The sequence below is a fragment of the Exiguobacterium sp. RIT594 genome, from assembly GCF_003339585.1.
In the GTDB taxonomy this organism is placed as follows: domain Bacteria; phylum Bacillota; class Bacilli; order Exiguobacteriales; family Exiguobacteriaceae; genus Exiguobacterium_A.
In genome coordinates, this window is the sequence record NZ_QPKF01000001.1 from 1679329 (window position 1) to 1696377 (window position 17049).

The 17049-nt window shown below is 45.0% G+C and carries 13 protein-coding genes and 2 tRNA genes; 4 read left to right on the forward strand and 11 right to left on the reverse strand.

Annotated elements, in window-relative coordinates:
* Positions 1 to 15: 15 nt before the first annotated feature.
* The 9 genes from pstA to DVG79_RS08810 all read right to left on the reverse strand — a co-directional run bounded on the left by pstA (position 16) and on the right by DVG79_RS08810 (position 9552).
* A complete protein-coding gene (gene pstA / locus DVG79_RS08770) occupies positions 16 to 924 on the reverse strand; it encodes a phosphate ABC transporter permease PstA (RefSeq protein WP_114596377.1) in 909 nt (302 codons plus the stop codon).
* Position 925: 1 nt separating this feature from the next.
* Entirely contained in the window at positions 926 to 1867 is a 942-nt protein-coding gene (gene pstC, locus DVG79_RS08775) for a phosphate ABC transporter permease subunit PstC (protein ID WP_114596378.1), read from the reverse strand.
* 94 nt (positions 1868 to 1961) lie between these two features.
* The gene (locus tag DVG79_RS08780) at positions 1962 to 2906 is read right to left on the reverse strand and encodes a PstS family phosphate ABC transporter substrate-binding protein (RefSeq protein WP_114596379.1); all 945 of its coding nucleotides are present in this window, start codon (positions 2904 to 2906) and stop codon (positions 1962 to 1964) included.
* A gap of 224 nt (positions 2907 to 3130) precedes the next feature.
* Positions 3131 to 5203, reverse strand: a complete 2073-nt coding sequence (locus DVG79_RS08785; protein WP_114596380.1) for a peptidoglycan D,D-transpeptidase FtsI family protein — start codon at positions 5201 to 5203, stop codon at positions 3131 to 3133.
* Positions 5204 to 5341: 138 nt separating this feature from the next.
* The gene (locus DVG79_RS08790; protein WP_114596381.1) at positions 5342 to 5950 is read right to left on the reverse strand and encodes a superoxide dismutase; all 609 of its coding nucleotides are present in this window, start codon (positions 5948 to 5950) and stop codon (positions 5342 to 5344) included.
* Between the two features lie 93 nt (positions 5951 to 6043).
* On the reverse strand, positions 6044 to 7504 hold the full coding sequence (locus tag DVG79_RS08795; protein ID WP_114596382.1) for an alpha-amylase: 1461 nt from the start codon (positions 7502 to 7504) through the stop codon (positions 6044 to 6046).
* A 129-nt stretch (positions 7505 to 7633) separates the two neighbouring features.
* A tRNA-Ile gene (locus DVG79_RS08800) sits at positions 7634 to 7707 on the reverse strand.
* Between the two features lie 11 nt (positions 7708 to 7718).
* Positions 7719 to 7792: transfer RNA gene (locus tag DVG79_RS08805), tRNA-Met, on the reverse strand.
* Between the two features lie 119 nt (positions 7793 to 7911).
* A complete protein-coding gene (locus DVG79_RS08810) occupies positions 7912 to 9552 on the reverse strand; it encodes a Na/Pi cotransporter family protein (protein ID WP_114596383.1) in 1641 nt (546 codons plus the stop codon).
* 211 nt (positions 9553 to 9763) lie between these two features.
* On the opposite strand from DVG79_RS08810, the gene DVG79_RS08815 reads away from it, so the two are divergent.
* The 3 genes from DVG79_RS08815 (at position 9764) to DVG79_RS08825 (ending at position 12217) form a co-directional block, all read left to right on the forward strand.
* Positions 9764 to 10246: a hypothetical protein gene (locus DVG79_RS08815; protein WP_114596384.1), complete on the forward strand. Its 483-nt coding sequence runs from the start codon at positions 9764 to 9766 to the stop codon at positions 10244 to 10246.
* 191 nt (positions 10247 to 10437) lie between these two features.
* Positions 10438 to 11547 carry a flavodoxin-dependent (E)-4-hydroxy-3-methylbut-2-enyl-diphosphate synthase gene (gene ispG, locus DVG79_RS08820; RefSeq protein ID WP_114596385.1) on the forward strand — a complete coding sequence of 370 codons (1110 nt, stop codon included), beginning with the start codon at positions 10438 to 10440 and terminating at the stop codon, positions 11545 to 11547.
* 100 nt (positions 11548 to 11647) lie between these two features.
* Entirely contained in the window at positions 11648 to 12217 is a 570-nt protein-coding gene (locus DVG79_RS08825) for a 5' nucleotidase, NT5C type (RefSeq protein WP_114596386.1), read from the forward strand.
* Positions 12218 to 12239: 22 nt separating this feature from the next.
* Here DVG79_RS08825 and DVG79_RS08830 read toward each other — a convergent pair whose 3' ends face one another.
* Together DVG79_RS08830 and DVG79_RS08835 are read right to left on the reverse strand one after the other, a co-directional pair.
* On the reverse strand, positions 12240 to 14084 hold the full coding sequence (locus DVG79_RS08830; RefSeq protein WP_114596387.1) for an EAL domain-containing protein: 1845 nt from the start codon (positions 14082 to 14084) through the stop codon (positions 12240 to 12242).
* 148 nt (positions 14085 to 14232) lie between these two features.
* Positions 14233 to 15675: an NAD(P)H-hydrate dehydratase gene (locus tag DVG79_RS08835; protein ID WP_114596388.1), complete on the reverse strand. Its 1443-nt coding sequence runs from the start codon at positions 15673 to 15675 to the stop codon at positions 14233 to 14235.
* A gap of 139 nt (positions 15676 to 15814) precedes the next feature.
* Between DVG79_RS08835 and tnpB the strand changes: the two genes are divergently transcribed.
* Positions 15815 to 16987: an IS200/IS605 family element RNA-guided endonuclease TnpB gene (gene tnpB / locus DVG79_RS08840; RefSeq protein ID WP_114596579.1), complete on the forward strand. Its 1173-nt coding sequence runs from the start codon at positions 15815 to 15817 to the stop codon at positions 16985 to 16987.
* The last annotated feature ends 62 nt before the right edge of the window (positions 16988 to 17049 follow it).

Sequence of the window (17049 nt, forward strand, 5' to 3'; positions counted from 1 at the left end):
GTTATATCCAGTTGATTAGTATCGTTTTGAAAAACGGTTTCGAATCCAAATCGCAAGTGAGTTCATCGTTAAGAGGATGACCATCAGGACGATGATTCCGGCAGCAGCAAGACCTTGGAAGTCAGCTTGCGGACGGCTTGTCCAGTTGTAGATTTGAATCGGTAAGGCCGTAAACTCTGAGAAAATACCTTCCGGCGCCCGTGCGATAAAGATGGCTGCTCCGACCATGATGAGCGGTGCTGTTTCTCCAATTGCCCGTGAAACGGCAAGGATGATTCCTGTGATGACTCCTGGAAGGGATGCGGGTAAGACAACTTTGAATGTCGTCTGCCATTTTGAAGCACCCAGTGCCAGCGAGGCATGACGCATTGCCTGTGGTACGGCGCGAATCGCTTCTTGCGATGACACGATGACAACCGGCAAACTCATCAGTGCAAGCGTTAATGCTCCTGCAATCAATGTTGAGCCGAAGCCCATGTTACGGACGAAAAATGTGAGTCCGAGTAATCCGAAAACGATTGACGGAACACCGGCCAGGTTTGAGATGTTGACTTCGATGAAAGAAGTCATCCGGCTTTTTTTAGCGTATTCCTCTAAATAGATAGCCGCTCCGACACCAAGGATGAAGATCATCGGAATGATCAAAAGCATCAGGAAGATCGATCCCATTAACGCTGGGTAGACACCCGCATTTGCCGGTCGACGGGACGGTGCATTTTGCAGGAAGTCGAGTGATAACCAGGCCGCTCCGTCACGAATGACACCAAAGAGCAGAATACCAAGAACGACTAAACCGAATAACAGTCCGATCAGGAAAAGGATTTTCGTGACATTATTGACGACAAGACGTTGGCTGATTGATTTTTTTACAGCAGCAGGGTCAATAAACTTTTTTTGTACAGGTTGTTTTTCTGGTAAGGCCATCTTAATACTCCTCTCTGAAACGACGCGTGATCCAGTTCGCGAGTAAGTTCATCAAAAGAGTAAAGACGAACAACAACGTACCGACAGCGTAGATACTATAGTATTCGATCGTACCGAATCCGGCATCACCGAGTGCAACCTGGACGATATAAGCCGTCATCGTTTGAACCGGCTCTAATGGATTGACTGTAGCCGTCGGGTTGGATCCCCCGGCAATCGTCACGATCATTGTTTCACCGATTGCACGTGACATACCAAGAACGATGGAAGCAATGATTCCGGAAAGTGCAGCCGGGACAACCACTTTCAAAGCGACTTCAAGACGTGTTGAACCCAGTGCCAATGCGCCGTCCCGAATTTTTTTCGGAACCGAACTCATTGCATCCTCTGAAATCGAGGCAATCATCGGAATAATCATGATTCCGACAACAATCCCTGGACTTAATGCATTATAAATCGCAAGACCCGGAATGAGCTTCACGAGTAACGGTGTAACAAACGTCAAGGCAAAAAATCCGAAGACGATGGTCGGAACACCGGCTAAAACTTCAAGAATCGGTTTGAGAACACGACGGGCGCGTTCTGATGCATACTCACTTAAATAAATCGCAGAAGTGAGTCCGATCGGCACGGCAACCAGCATCGCAATCACGGTAATTTCAAGGGTTCCGACGACAAGCGGCCAAATTCCGTACTCCGGTTGAGAGTTCAGCGGATACCAGCTTGTGCTGCCGAAGAATTCTTTGATTGAGACGACTTCAAAGAAATGACGTGTTTCGATGACTAACGTGAGAATGATGCCGATGGTCGTAACGACTGAAACGAACGCACAGAGAAATAATACGATCGGCATGAAACGTTCCATGATGTTTTTCATACTGAATTTTTGTTGTCGGTTCTGTTGAATCAGCTCGCGAACCGATTTGTTTGATGATGGATTCATCCTTCTTCGCTCCCTACTTCATCATGCTTACATAAGAACGGGACCCAAAAAGGGAGAATACTCCCCATTTTGGGCCGTCCTCGTGTGATGATGTTTATTTCAATGCATCTTCAATCGCTTTTTCATTTTCATCATAACGGTCTTGTTTCATCTTGATGTAACCGACTTCTTCCGCTAAATCGCCTGCATTTTCATTAGTGAACTTAACGAAGTCCGCCACTTGTTTTTTGTCTTTTAACGACTTGTTATTCACATACGTGTAAATTTCACGTGAAAGTGGATACGAGAGGTCGTTGATCGTTTCTGGTGTCGGATCAACTGCATCTTTTCCTTCAGCTGAAAGCGGTACTTCTTTTAACTTATCTTTGTTTTCCGCGTAGTAAGCGTAACCGAAGTAGCCGATTGCACCTTTTGTTCCTTCGACACCTTTAACAAGAACGTTATCATCTTCCGAAAGTTGAACATCTTTACGCATGTCTTTTTCATCTAAGACTTCTTCATCGAAATAATCGAATGTTCCGGAATCTTTACCCGGGCTGAAGAATTTGATTGGTTCTGCCGGGTAAGATGGATCAACATCTTTCCATGTCTTAACGTTTGGATCGAGCCACATTTTGTTGAGTTGATCGAGCGTCAATTCTTTGACCCATGTATTTTGTTTGCTGACAGCAACTGTCAAACCGTCAAGAGCAAGTGATAAGCGTGTATATTCAATGTTATTTTTTTCAGCTTCTGCTGCTTCTTCGTCTTTAATTTCACGTGATGCGTTTGAAAGGTCTGTTTCACCAACAACAAAACGTTTGAATCCGCCGCCTGTACCTGATACTCCGACCGTAACGTCGACATCTGGTTGTTCGATTGAATATTCTTCACCGACTGCTTCCATGATCGGGAAGACTGTTGAAGATCCATCTACAGCGATCTTTCCTGAAAGATCAGAAGAACTTGAAGAGCCGCCTTTGTCATTTCCGCAAGCCGCACCGACTACTGCGATTGAAGCTACCGTTGTAATAAGAGCTGTTTTTTTCATCCAAGACATGATTAATTTTCCTCCTCGAAGTATGTCGCTGGTAACGCTACGACTTTATATCCGTTTTCCTTACAAGACTTATACTACTGATGAACTATTAAACCAAAATGAATCCAACGTAAAAGAATTGTAAAGGCGTGTATTTCTACGTTTACAAACTCAACTTCATTAGAAAAACAGGTCAATCCATACAAAAAAAGCGAAGATGAGTTTCCTCACCTTCGCTTTACTAGTTAATTTGGCTTAGTCTGCCACGGAACATCTTTTACATTAAAGTATGCCTTCACTAAATCATGACCAATTTTTGAGTTGACGGTTTCCTGCTCCATATATGGAAGGAACACGGCCCATGCCATCTCTGGATTATCATACGGTGCCCAACCGACTAAGTTCGAGTTCAACGAGCGAACCGGTTGTCCACTTCCGTCCCGAAGTGCAATTCCGTCTTCGCCGTAAACACTGACCTGCGCCGTTCCTGTTTTCGCTGCCGCATCGATCCCGGTTTGGGCAATGATTTTCGCAGTCCCGCGTTCTCCTTTGACAACACGATGGAATCCTTCACGGACATGATCAATGTTCGCTTGACTAACTTCAATCCGGTTTAAATAGTTTGTTTTAAAACTGTAATCAACTTTCTTCGTTTCGTCTTCAATCGAGTTTGAAGCCAACACTTCTTTTAAGAAATGCGGTTGTACACGGTACCCGCCATTCGCGAGTGTCGAAACATACTGTGCCACTTGAAGTGGTGTAAAGGCATCATATTGACCGATCACGCGGTCCATCAAGAGCGTGACGCGGTCCGGTGTACCTTGTACCCCTTTTGCTTCATACGGAAGATCAATTCCCGTTGTCACACCGAGACCAAATTGACTGTAATAATTCTGCATGATCGCTGCAGCCGCATCGACGCTCGCGCCAGCGACACCGTTACTCGGGTATTTCGCCATCCGCATTGCGATGTTAAACATGTAGACGTTTGACGAACGTTCGAGTGCCGTCAGGTCCGTAATCGGTCCCATGTTGACGTACGATCCTTTTTTCGTACCACCAATTGTGATTGGTGCATCATTGATGACCTCGTTTTGACGGATGACGCCTTCTTCGAGCCCCATCGCAACTGTTGCCCCTTTAATCGTTGAACCGATTTGCAGAGAAGTCAACACGTTATTGATGGCAACATCACTGAATTTATTCGTCGCAGTGTCAAGCTTCTGACCGGACATTGCCAAAATTTCACCGGTTTTCGGATTCATGACAACGGCGTATCCTTCTTTCAGATAACCGCTTCCCATGCCGCGCCCCATCTTGATGGCTTGCTGCAAGATCTGGTCAACTTGTTTGTTGTATTCTGCATCAACCGTCAAGACGAGATCTTTCCCGGATTCGCCCTCTTCACGATTCGGTTCACCGACCGGTTCACCGTTAAACGTTTCATAGACATCGTAAGCCGGTTTTCCGCGCAACAGATCTTCATACTGTTGCTCGAGGAATGATGTTCCGACACGGTCATTCAGGCTGTATCCTTTTGCCTTGAATTCCGCTTGTTGTTCTGCCGGAATTTTCGAGTACTTCCCGAAGATATTTCGTAACGTTCCTTCATATGGATAGGAGCGTTCATAAAACGGCTCAACCGATACCCCTTTTAGATCTTCAAGGTTTTCATCGATAATCGCCATTTCTTTCGCATTCGCTCCTAATTTAACGAGCTGTGGATCCAGGGCATAACCGACTTCCATGTTGTGTTTGATGGCGATGATTTCCATCGTCTTATCATCAAAGTCGATATCTTTTTTCGTAATCGTATCGAGGCGAATTTGATCCTGCTCCGAAATGGACAATTTGTTCTGTTCTTCAGCGTTTGGATAACGCTTTTCCACTGCCTGCTTATACCGTCGATCTGATTCTTCACTGTTGACGGCTACCCAGTAATCCTTCATGTCACGTTCCGTGACTTTCCAGTCGTCTTTCGGAAGATTGATGATTGCCGCAAGACGCGACGCAATTTCAATCCGTTCGTCGACTTTCGTATTCTGGGAACGACGATAGACAATCGAGTATTTCGAAATCGTATCGACTAACAACCGGCCATCCCGGTCATAAATCTTCCCACGCGGAACTTCGTATTTCGAAGCAATCATTTCCGTTTTTTGAACTTCCCGTGAAATTTTCTCACCGTTTACAATCTGGACGACACCTAAGCGAAAAATTAAAATCGCAAACAATAAAAATACTACAAAAAACATTAAGTTAAGGCGAAGCGGCAGATGATTCCGCCGTTTTCCCTTCACCGTGATTCGTTTCGCCATGGCGTACTCCCCTATCGTTCAAAAAGTCATCTTGTTTCATTATATAGAAGGAAACTTTCCATAACAACCTATCCCATCATTTTCCGCATTAAAAAAACATCGATTCCCGAAATGGAAATCGATGTTTGGATATACAAATTATTTTGCGTCAGCGTAAAGTTTTGCCACATGATCCCAGTCAACGACATTAAAGAATGCGTTGATGTAATCAGGACGACGGTTTTGATAGTTGAGGTAATACGCATGCTCCCAAACATCAAGTCCGAGAATCGGCGTTTTCCCTTCCATGACTGGTGTGTCTTGGTTTGGTGTTGAAACGACTGCTAATTTTCCGCCGTCAACGATGAGCCAAGCCCAACCTGAACCAAAACGTGTTGTAGCTGCTTTTGCAAACTCGTCTTTGAACGCGTCAAACGAACCGAATGATTCGTCGATGGCTGAAGCAAGTTCACCAGTTGGTGTTGCGCCGTCGTTCTTTTTCAAGAGTTTCCAGAAGAACGAGTGGTTCCAATGACCGCCACCGTTGTTACGGACAGCTGTTTGAATGTTTGCAGGAAGTGAATCCAGGTTTTGAAGTAATTCTTCAAGTGATTTCCCTTCGTGCTCTGACCCTTCAAGTGCTGCATTGACGTTCGTGACATACGTGTTGTGGTGTTTAGAGTGGTGAATCTCCATCGTACGAGCATCGATATGTGGCTCTAGCGCATCATAAGCGTAGCCGAGTTCTGGTAATTCAAATTTTGACATTTTCATGTCCCCCTTTATCCTATTTTCGGAATTTCAGTACTCTTTAAGACTAGCAAAAATAGTTGGTCAGGCGCAAGCAATGACCCTCGAAAATTACTGTTCGTCGCGCGGGGCAAATACAGAAACACCGCCGCCCGGAACCGGGAAAACGCCGAATCCTTCTTCATCGATCACAACCGGCTCTTCCTGGTGGTTCGTATAATCAAACCATTCTTCTCCGGCACGCGTCTCTCCGACGAACATCCGTTTTTCGCACATGTCCGCATTCGAAAGTAAAACAGCACATCCTGAGTTCGGGAATTCTTCGACACCACGACGGACCCAGCCGACGCAATGTGCATCATCCAGATAGTCTTCCTGTTCGCCGTAGGCTTTGTGGTAACGCGTATATAACAACGCATCGATCATCTCTTTTTTACCTTCTACCGGATGTGGTCCTTGAACACCATAATAGTCTCCGTAGAACACACATGGATAACCATCTTTACGTAATAAAACAGAAGCATAGGCATGCTGTTTGAACCAGTCATCAATCCATGACTCAAGGGATTCGCCCGGTTGTGAATCATGATTATCAACAAATGTCACGGCATTCGTCGGGTGGGATTCAACAAGTGTATCCGCAAACAACGTCGTTAAATCGAAGTCCTGTCCTTGTTGTGATGCTTCGTGGAATTTATAGTGAAGCGGTACGTCAAATAAATCAATCGTATAGTCGACACTGTCTAAAAATTGACGGCAATCATCTAAATCTGATTTCCAGAACTCTCCGACCATGTAGAAACCATCCGGATCATCTCCAATCATCGATTTAGCGAACTCGTTGACGAATTCGTAGTTGATGTGTTTGATCGCGTCTAAACGGAAACCTTGGCAATTGATTGTCTCTTTAAACCAGTTTCCCCAGTTGATCATCTCTTCACGCACTTCCGGATGGTTATAATCAATGTTAGCGAACATCAAATAGTCATAGTTTCCGAATTCGTTGTCGACTTGATCGTTCCAATCTTTATTTTTACCGGAAATCTTAAAGACACCTGTTTTTTCTTCCCGGGCATCAAAATCTGTTCCGTTGAAGAATTCATGTGTCCAGATGAAATCCGAGTATTTACCGTTTCGACCGGGGAACGTAAACTTCGTCCAGGCATCAATTTCAAATTCTTCTGAAATTTCTTGCGAACGGTCTTCCGGATGGACCTCAACGACTTTAATCGTTTCGAGTTCATCAGCTGCTGCTTTATGGTTCATGACGACATCGGCATAAATCGCGATATCATTTTCGTGTGCGACTTGAATGGCTTCGATCAGTTCGTCTTTTGTCCCATACTTCGTGCGGACCGTCCCTTTTTGATTAAACTCTCCTAAATCATAGACATCGTAAATGCCATACCCTGTATCTTCATCTGATTGTCCCTTTGAAGCGGGCGGAATCCAAACAGATGTGATGCCTGCAGCACGCAGTTCCGGCGCTCTCTCTTTTAAGCGTTGCCAATGCTTCCCATCATTCTCTACATGCCACTCAAAAAACTGCATCATCGTATGGTTACGTTCCATCTCTCTTCGCTCTCCCTTAAATTGCCATAGTATGAATATTATTGTATGAACATTATTACAATATCTTTAATATTCCCCAAGCAACCAAAAATAAACGCACACTCTAAAAAAGAGTGTGCGTTTATGCAATGGACCCTGCAGGACTCGAACCTGCGACCGGACGGTTATGAGCCGTCAGCTCTAACCAGCTGAGCTAAGGGTCCTTAAGTAATAGTAGCGGCGGAGGGAGTCGAACCCACGACCTCACGGGTATGAACCGTACGCTCTAGCCAGCTGAGCTACACCGCCATGATGATTAAAAACAACTAATATCAGATTACTAAAATCATTCTGGAATGTCAATAAATTATCTTGAAAAAATAAAGAGGAATTTCTATTCAGAAATTCCTCTTTATTCATTAGTTTGTTCACGCTGTTCCAGAACGTTGTTCAAGTACCAAATCCGTAATATTGACGGCGTGGTCGCCAATCCGTTCTAAGTTCGACAACAAATCGACAAAGATCATACCGGCTTGACCTGTACATTCGCCTGCATTGACCCGTAAGACATGATGTTTCCGGAATGATCGTTCGAGTGAATCAAGCTTCCCTTCCAGTTCAAGCACTTGCCGCGCCAGCGAAACATCGTCCAGTTCAACGGCTTTAATGGCTGTCTCGACGATTTTTTGCGTCAAGATATACATTTCATCCAATTCTTTTTTAGCCTTCTCGGTAAACGTAATCCGATTGACGATCTGGAAGTCGACCAGTTCGATGACGTTTTCGACATGATCACCGATCCGTTCAAAATCGTTGACCGCGTGCATGAGAAGCGAGTGATCATTTGATTCCCGTTCCGATAAGTCATGTGCTGCGACCTTAACAAGATAGCTTGTGACTTCCGTATTCAGATGATTGATGGCATACTCGATCTGACCGGCATCCGAAACATCTTTTTTATCGTGCGATTGCGTATAACGATGTGCTTTCCCGAGTGCATCTTTCGAGAATTCTCCCATCCGCAAGACTTCAAGCTTCGCCTGGCTCAAAGCAAGTGATGACGACTGGTTTAAGATGTTTTGATCAAGGTGCCGAGGTTTTGAATCGACGGTCGCATCCGTTCCCGGTACGACTTTTTGAACGAGCCAAGCAATTTGCGCGATAAACCAGCACTGAATCAACGTATTGACAATGTTAAACGTCCCGTGGGCAAAGGCAATCTGCATTTTTGGTTCAAGATTAAGCACCCCTGTGATCCACGTGATGAAACTCGAGAACAGTGGTAAAGCAAGCAAGAAGATAACTGTTCCGATGATATTAAAAATGACGTGTGCTGCCGCCGTCCGTTTTGCAGCGATTGAAGCACCGAGTGCTGCCAGCACGGCCGTAATTGTTGTTCCGATGTTATCACCAAACAAGACCGGTAATGCGGCTTTAATGTCGATCATTCCGCCATCATACAATTCTTGCAAGATTCCAATCGTCGCAGAGGAGGACTGAACGAGTATTGTAAAGACTGTTCCTACGAACACACCGAGCAACGGACTATCCGACATGGAAACCGTTAAGTCACGGAACCATTCGCTGGATTCGAGCGGTGCCATTCCGTCCCCCATTAATGTCAATCCATAGAAGAGTGCTCCAAATCCAAAGAAGATTTGTCCGATGTATTGAATCCGTTCTTTATTGAAGAAGAAAATCAAGAATGCTCCAAGCGCAATCGCCGGGAGTGCCGCTTCCTTCACATTAAAGCCGATGATAAAGGCAGTGATTGTCGTTCCGATGTTCGCCCCCATGACAACACCGATAGCTTGACGTAAGTTCATCAAACCGGCACTGACTAAACCGACGACGATGACAGTTGTTCCGGATGATGACTGGATCAAGACCGTAACGACGATACCAGCCAAAATCCCGAGAAACGGGTTGGAGGTATATTTATCTAAAATGTACCGCAAACGGTCTCCCGCTGTTTTTTGAAGACCATCTCCCATATACTTAATACCGAATAGGAAAATACCGAGTCCACCGATAAAGGTGAAAATCATTTCCTGTAAATCATAGTTCATCTTGTCATCTCCTCATATACAAAGTGGAATTGATTTGTTGTTAAGAATTCATTTTTTCAACCTCCCCTATTATGTAAAGGTCTGGTGAACTTGTAAATAGTTTTTCAGATATTCAATTGTTAAGGTTTTATTAATCTGTACCAAAACAGATTAACGCTTTAAATACAGGGTTTATCACCGATTCATTTATTGTTATAAAACAGAAGAAAGAGTGATTGCATTGCATTTTTTAAGTCAACTGATTAATTACTTACAAACTACCCTAATTCCAAACCGGGGATTTTTAAAGACTCGTCTTGCCGATGTCTCCCTTTATTTTTGTGGATTGGCATGGATTTCCCTGTGGTCGACAATCATCGACAGTATTTTTCTTCAGCAATCGATTCCGTTCATCATTTGGTTTATTCTGCATTTCATCTTCATTACGATTGCGATTTTGTTATACCTCTTATTCGTCTCTTATTTGAACCGCTGGTTCATTCAGTGGATTTTGCCAAGACCCTGGGCGTATCGCCAAGTGTTTCCTTATACTGTCGCCGCAAACATCTGGACTTTCCCGATTGGAGTTTTCCTTTACCAATTCGGATATCCGACTTTAGGAGCTGCATTCATTATCATCGGCCATCTCGTTTATTCGCTGACACCACTTCTGCTTGTTCGAAAAAAGAAAAAATCGTCCCGTCCATCTTCTTGAAATCAGATGAATCACTGGATTTAAGAAAAAAACGTCCGCCCGGCGACGGATTGACTTTCCACCATTCGTGTTAAACAATTGTAAATGTTCAATTTTCGTTCTTGTTTCTCGATTTTTAGGGAATAGTTCGATATGATAGTACAAGTAGTCATAAACAATCTGGCGTTATGCCACAAAAGGAGATTTTCGATATGCCGAAAATGGTCCATCGCTCTAAGACTCGTCCCGTTCGTGTTGGGGACCTTGTCATTGGTGGAAGTAATGAAGTCATCATTCAAAGTATGACGACAACAAAAACACACGACGTCGAAGCGACTGTCGCTGAAATTTTACGTCTAGAAGAAGCAGGATGCCAAATCGTCCGCGTTGCTTGTCCGGAAGAACGTGATGCGCTCGCACTTGCTGAAATCAAAAGCCGGATCAATATCCCGCTTGTCGTAGATATTCATTTCAACTATAAACTTGCTCTCATGGCGATCGAAGCGGGTGTCGATAAAATCCGAATCAACCCGGGTAACATCGGACGTCGCGAGAAAGTCGAAGCGGTCGTTACGGCAGCAAAAGCGAAAAACATTCCGATCCGGATTGGCGTTAATGCCGGTTCGCTCGAGAAACACATTCTTGAGAAATACGGTTATCCGACAGCTCGCGGGATGGTCGAAAGTGCTTTGCACCACATTAAGATTCTCGAGGATCTTGATTTCCACGATATCATCGTTTCCCTGAAAGCATCTGACGTTCAATTGGCGCTTGAAGCGTATCAGCTCGCTTCTGAATCATTTGATTACCCGCTGCACGTTGGAATCACGGAATCGGGTCCTTTACGGACAGGTTCATTAAAATCAGCTGCCGGTCTCGGTGCGATTCTATCACGTGGTATCGGTAACACAGTCCGTGTCTCCCTTTCTGCCGATCCGGTTGAAGAAGTCAAAGTCGCAAAAGAAGTCTTGAAATCATTTGGTCTTGCTGCAAACGCTGCAACGTTGATTTCTTGCCCAACATGCGGACGGATTGAAATCGACTTAATGGCAATTGCCGCAGAAATCGAAGACTATATCGATAAAATTCAAGTCAACATCAAAGTTGCTGTTCTTGGCTGTGCCGTTAACGGTCCAGGAGAAGCCCGCGAAGCCGATATCGGAATTGCCGGTGCACGTAACGAAGGATTGTTATTCCGTCACGGAGAAATCATCCGAAAAGTTCCAGAAGCGACGATGGTTGAAGAATTGAAAAAAGAAATCGATGCGATCGTTCTTGAAAAAGAAGCGGAAAAAGAAGCCGCAAAAACAAGCCAAGCCTAAGTCAAAAGAGCCCTCTTCCCGGAGCGGCTCTTTTTTTCGTCTCCGCTTTTCGATTGTGTTATACTAGTGGCAGAAAATTTATAGAATGTTGGTGATGTAAGTGAAAATCGGAATTGATATTGATGGAACAATCACTCATCCTTCTTCGTGCTTTAACTATATGAATAAATACCTCGGGACATCGATTGATTTTGAGATGGCCTCTGAATACGAACTTCATACCTATACGGATATGGAGCAAATCGAGTTTTGGGAATTCATGGTCAAATCAGGTCATGAACTTGGCATCTATCGTGAATCGATCCCTCAAGAACTCGTCAAACAACATCTATGGGCGTTACGTAAACAGTATGATCTTCACTATGTGACGGCACGGTCGGAAATCGTCCGCCCCGTGACGGAAGAATGGATCAAACAGCACGAGTTGCCACTTGATTCGTTAATCATGACCGGCTCACATGATAAAGTACAAGTCGTCCGTGATTTGTCACTCGACCTCTTCATGGAGGACCGGCTTGAAAATGCGATTCAAATTGCGGAAGATACGTCGATTCCCGTTATTTTGTTTGATGCTCCTTACAACCGTCGACCTGTCCCTGACAACATCGTCCGTGTCTCATCTTGGAATGAGGCCGTTCAACAAATTCATAAGTTTGCTCCCATTCGTTAAACAACAAAAAACGGAAACGACGTCACTCTGTCGTTTCCGTTTGTTTTGTTTCCAGCAAACAAATGATTTCTTCCAGCAGAACAGGTTTTGCAAAAAAATAACCTTGGAATAAATGAATACCGATGTCTTTTGCAATTTGAACCTCTTCTCCTGTCTCAACTCCTTCGACGATACATTCCACATGCATCGACTGACTCAGTTGAAAAATTGATTCCAAGATGAACTGTCGCTTTTCAGACTCTTCGACTTGTTCAATGAATTGTTTTGGTACCTTAAGCTGACGAAGCGGTAATAAACGTTCGAGAACATGATAAGAGGCATGTCCCGTACCAAAATCATCCAGCGAGACCGGGAAATCCAATGTTTTAATCCGACGCAAAGCCCGAAGAATCGGTTGACTTTCAAAATCCAAAGACTGACTTTCTGTAATTTCAATCTTAATTTGTTTTGGTTTTAAGCTGTACTGTAACAACATCCGTTCAATAAACGGCATAAAGGAATCATGTGTCAATTGCCGGGGAGATACGTTGACGGACAGACTAAAATCGTCCGGAACCAGACCAATCAGTCGTTTTCTCGTTTTACATCCCTCTTCAAAAATCCACTCGCCTAGCCGGATGATTAAATCACTTTTTTCTGCAATCGGAATGAAGACGGTCGGACGTCCCGCTCCTGGGATCGTCGTATTCCAGCGAATCAAAGCCTCTAATCCAATGAAGCGGTCCTGATTGGAGTCATACTGTAATTGATAAACGAGATAAAAATCGCGATTCACATCGGCTCGTGATAAGGCTTTTGCTGCTGCTACGCGAAGTGACTGTTCATGCCGCCATTCTTGATTCAAGCACATCACTTTTTCTGAATCCCGGATACTCTCCGAGAAGGCGGACGTGATTTGTTGAATCCGCTTCGTCATACCAGTTTGATCCACTTCTCCATCATCGATGACAATATACAGGTTCACATAAATCTGATGGTGTTCGACTTGATATGGAGTGGACATCTGCTGACTGAGACGTGTCATTTCTTCCCGGCACGATACTCCAGGCGGCTTCTTCATGACGACCACCAGTGTTCCTCCCTCGACTCGAACCATTGTCAAATAAGGCGGTAACAATGTCTTTAATCGTTCGATACAATCAAATAAGACCTGTTGCTGAATTTCCTCTCCAAAATACCGCGCGAGTTCATGATAGTTTTCCAAATGAACACCGACTAAGATAAGATCTGTTTGATTCGTGTTCATAAATCGTTCTTCGAGTCCCCGGACATTCAGTAATTGTGTCTGTAAATCATGACGAGCGGACTCATGTAATTGATCGGCCAGTTGCTGAAGACGACTGAGATTACGAAGGTGCAGATGATTGATAATTAAGGCGATACAGATTGCAATCCCAATCATCCCTAGTCGGGCATAATGATCTGTCGGATCGATTTCAACAAGTATCGTATTCGAGCGAACCATGATAAATACGTTAGTCGCGACGATGATGACAATGGCGTACCAAATCATAATCCGGTCATAGGCAATTAAGGCAATCATTAAAAATAAAAAACAATTAGCCCAAACAGTGACTGCCACATAGGGCAACATGCTGATGGATGCAATCGGGATGCTCAGTAACATGATGGACAAAAAATGTGATTTATAGTGAGTGGACAACTGACTCCGGCTGATTAAAAATGTCGCTATCCCGATACAAAATAAAACGGCCACTGTCGCCGATTGATTTAAGTACGCGTTTTGAATCGTTTGATCTGTCGTCCCTAAAAAAATCAGGGCCCCGACACTCATTAAGAACAACGCAAAATTCCCAATCCACCGTTGCTGATTGCGGACAATTTCATCTACTGTTTTAACAGGCATCTGTTTCCTCCTTTCTTAAAAATTCAGGCTGTCATAGCCATTCGGCGTCACTTCATCATACTCCTGCCCTTCCATTACTAGCAATTATTTCCTTTAAAAATAGGTATGTTTCTTCTGTGCTGAAGAAACATACCTATACTTGACGCTTTTACTGATGCTTTACTCGTCCGAGCTGATCAATCACATCAGTCGCGACAATACTACTGGGATGAAGCTGTTGTTCCACCTGTTTAGACGCTTGCGCATACCAAGAAGCACCAAGTGCAATCAATTGTTCGACCGAAATATGTTTAAAATAATCTTTTTGACCAATCAGACTTGTGAGGATACCAAACAATGTATCACCACTGCCTCCTTTCGCTAACCCACTCGATGCCCCGTTAATCACATAACCGCCACCCTCCGGCGTCGCGACAAGAATCACGTGGGCTTTCAAGACAACAATTACTTGATGTAAGACAGCATATTCGCTTGCTTGTCCAAATAAATCATCCTGAACCTCTTGGACAGTTTGATTTGTCATCCGTGCGAATTCACCGATGTGTGGTGTAACAACGATCGCTTCTTTCCGTTCCGGATAGCTGTCGCGAATCAAGGCACCTGCATCGAGGATTACCGGAACGTCTTGTGCGAGCAGGAACTCCACCCAGTCAGCAGTCGAATCCGAGGTAAGTCCTGGTCCGATTCCAACGACATCGACCTGCTTCATCATTTCTTGGATTGCTGTCATCGTCTGTTCGAGAACCATCGCTTCCGGCGCGTTAACGATGAGTCCGCTCTGAGCTACTGGTACCGTCGCAACTTGTAACTTCCCCACTCCTGACCGAAGTGCTGCACGGGCAGCCAGTTGAATCGATCCCGGCATCGTCTCGCTTCCGCCAATCAGTAATGCCGTTCCATAGGTTCCTTTGTGCCCGTAAGGATCGCGGGTCAACAACGGAGCAATCGATTCGGTCATTAATTGCCATCCGCCAAAGGCCGGCAACCCCAAATCAATCTGTTCCAGTTTTCCAAAAAACGGTGCTGTTTTCAACAAAAAGGCGGAACGTTTAAAGGCATGAAGTAAAAACGTCACGTCTGCTTTTAGTGCTTGTCCGGAAAAATCGGTCGTTTGGTCGGACGGCACGCCGCTTGGTATGTCGATTGCATACAATTTCGCCCCTTGCTGTTGTTGTTCACTGACCCACTCAAATAAATCACGTATTGTTTCCGTCAGCCGGGTTTCATCAAACCCGGTTCCAAAGACACCATCTACAATCAAGTCATATTGTCCGCAGACTGCTTCTGCCACGAGTCCGAAGTTTTCCGCATAATGCTGATGAAGTAGAGCCGTCGTGGTCTTCGCCTTACCGAATGGCGCATGTATCGTAATATCGTATCCATCACGAACGAGTTCACGGCCAATCACATAACCGTCTCCGCCATTGTTCCCCGTCCCACAAATGATTAGAATCCGTTCTTTATTCGTATGCATGCTCTTGATTCGCTTCGCGATTTCACTACCTGCTCGTTCCATCAAAACTTCCAGCGGCAGACCCGATGTCTTGGCCCATTCATCAATTTGACGTGCTTCCTGTGCATCATAAATCATTTTTATCACCTCTGTTCGTCCTATTCCCGTTTTATCAAAAATTAGGCGAGAATACTCCCACTTCTAAACGAAGTGAAAGTGGGAGATGAATCGCCAACCTCCCTTTCGGGTATATTTCCTTTAAAGGAGGTGAAACATGGTGTTGAAGCACAAAGCCTACAAATTCAGAATCCACCCCACAAAAGAGCAGGAAATACTGATTGCGAAGACAATCGGGTGTTCGCGCTTCGTCTTCAACCACTTCCTGGCGAAGTGGGAGGAATTGTACAAGACCACTGGGAAAGGACTGTCCTACGGTTCTTGTTCCAAAGGGCTTCCTTTGTTAAAGCAGGAGTTCGACTGGTTGAAGGAAGTCGATAGCACATCTGTTCAGATCAGCGTCAAACATCTTGCCGATGCGTTTGACCGCTTCTTCAACAAGCAGAACAAACGTCCTCGATTCAAGTCGAAGCGTAATCCCGTCCAGTCGTACAAGACCAACATCCAAGGTAAAAACCAGCTTCCTGAAGTGTCAATCGTCGGAAACAAGCTCAAACTTCCGAAGCTGAAATGGGTTCGTTTCGCCCATTCGAAACAGATCACAGGCCGTATCTTGAACGCCACGATCCGACGTAACGCTTCAGGGAAATACTTCGTCTCCCTGCTCGTCGAGCAGGAAATCCACGAACTGCCGAAGACCGGTTCATCCGTCGGCGTCGATGTCGGACTCAAGAACTTCGCCATCCTGTCGGATGGCACGATCTATAAGAACGACCGTTACTTCCGTTCGCTTGAGAAGAAACTGGTGCGCGAACAGCGTAAGCTCTCCCGCCGTCAACGCATTGCTCTGAATAAGAAAGTAAAACTTTCCGAGTCGAGGAACTACCAAAAGCAGAAGCGGAAGGTTGCGCGTATCCACGAAAAGATCGCCAACAAGCGCACTGACTTCCTGCACAAGGTATCGACCGAGATCGTCCAAAACCACGACATCATCGGGATCGAGACTTTGCAGGTGAAGAACATGCAGAAGAATCGTAAGTGGAGCAAGTCCATCTCTGACGTCAGCTGGTCGGAATTCTTCCGCATGTTGGAATACAAGGCGGACTGGTACGGGAAGATTGTCGTGAAGGTCAGCAAGACCTTTGCTTCGAGCCAACTGTGCTCGAGTTGCGGTCATCAACACAAGGACGTGAAACATCTCGGCTTGCGAGAATGGACATGCCCGAAATGCGGGATCCACCACGACCGGGATGTGAACGCAGGACTGAATCTCAAACGAGAAGCGGAACGTATCTTCGCTTCTTCAACCGTCGGGACGACGGGGTTAGCCTGATCATTTTTCGACCGATAGGTCGGATAACTCAGGAATCCTCCACCTCTTAGCGTAGCGTAGGT

Coding starts and splice junctions, on each gene's coding strand:
- pstA (WP_114596377.1), bottom strand. CDS start 924: ATGGCCTTACCAGAAAAACAACCTGTACAAAAAAAGTTTATTGACCCT.
- pstC (WP_114596378.1), bottom strand. CDS start 1,867: ATGAATCCATCATCAAACAAATCGGTTCGCGAGCTGATTCAACAGAAC.
- DVG79_RS08780 (WP_114596379.1), bottom strand. CDS start 2,906: ATGTCTTGGATGAAAAAAACAGCTCTTATTACAACGGTAGCTTCAATC.
- DVG79_RS08785 (WP_114596380.1), bottom strand. CDS start 5,203: ATGGCGAAACGAATCACGGTGAAGGGAAAACGGCGGAATCATCTGCCG.
- DVG79_RS08790 (WP_114596381.1), bottom strand. CDS start 5,950: ATGTCAAAATTTGAATTACCAGAACTCGGCTACGCTTATGATGCGCTA.
- DVG79_RS08795 (WP_114596382.1), bottom strand. CDS start 7,504: ATGGAACGTAACCATACGATGATGCAGTTTTTTGAGTGGCATGTAGAG.
- DVG79_RS08810 (WP_114596383.1), bottom strand. CDS start 9,552: ATGAACTATGATTTACAGGAAATGATTTTCACCTTTATCGGTGGACTC.
- ispG (WP_114596385.1), top strand. CDS start 10,438: ATGCCGAAAATGGTCCATCGCTCTAAGACTCGTCCCGTTCGTGTTGGG.
- DVG79_RS08830 (WP_114596387.1), bottom strand. CDS start 14,084: ATGCCTGTTAAAACAGTAGATGAAATTGTCCGCAATCAGCAACGGTGG.
- DVG79_RS08835 (WP_114596388.1), bottom strand. CDS start 15,675: ATGATTTATGATGCACAGGAAGCACGTCAAATTGATGAATGGGCCAAG.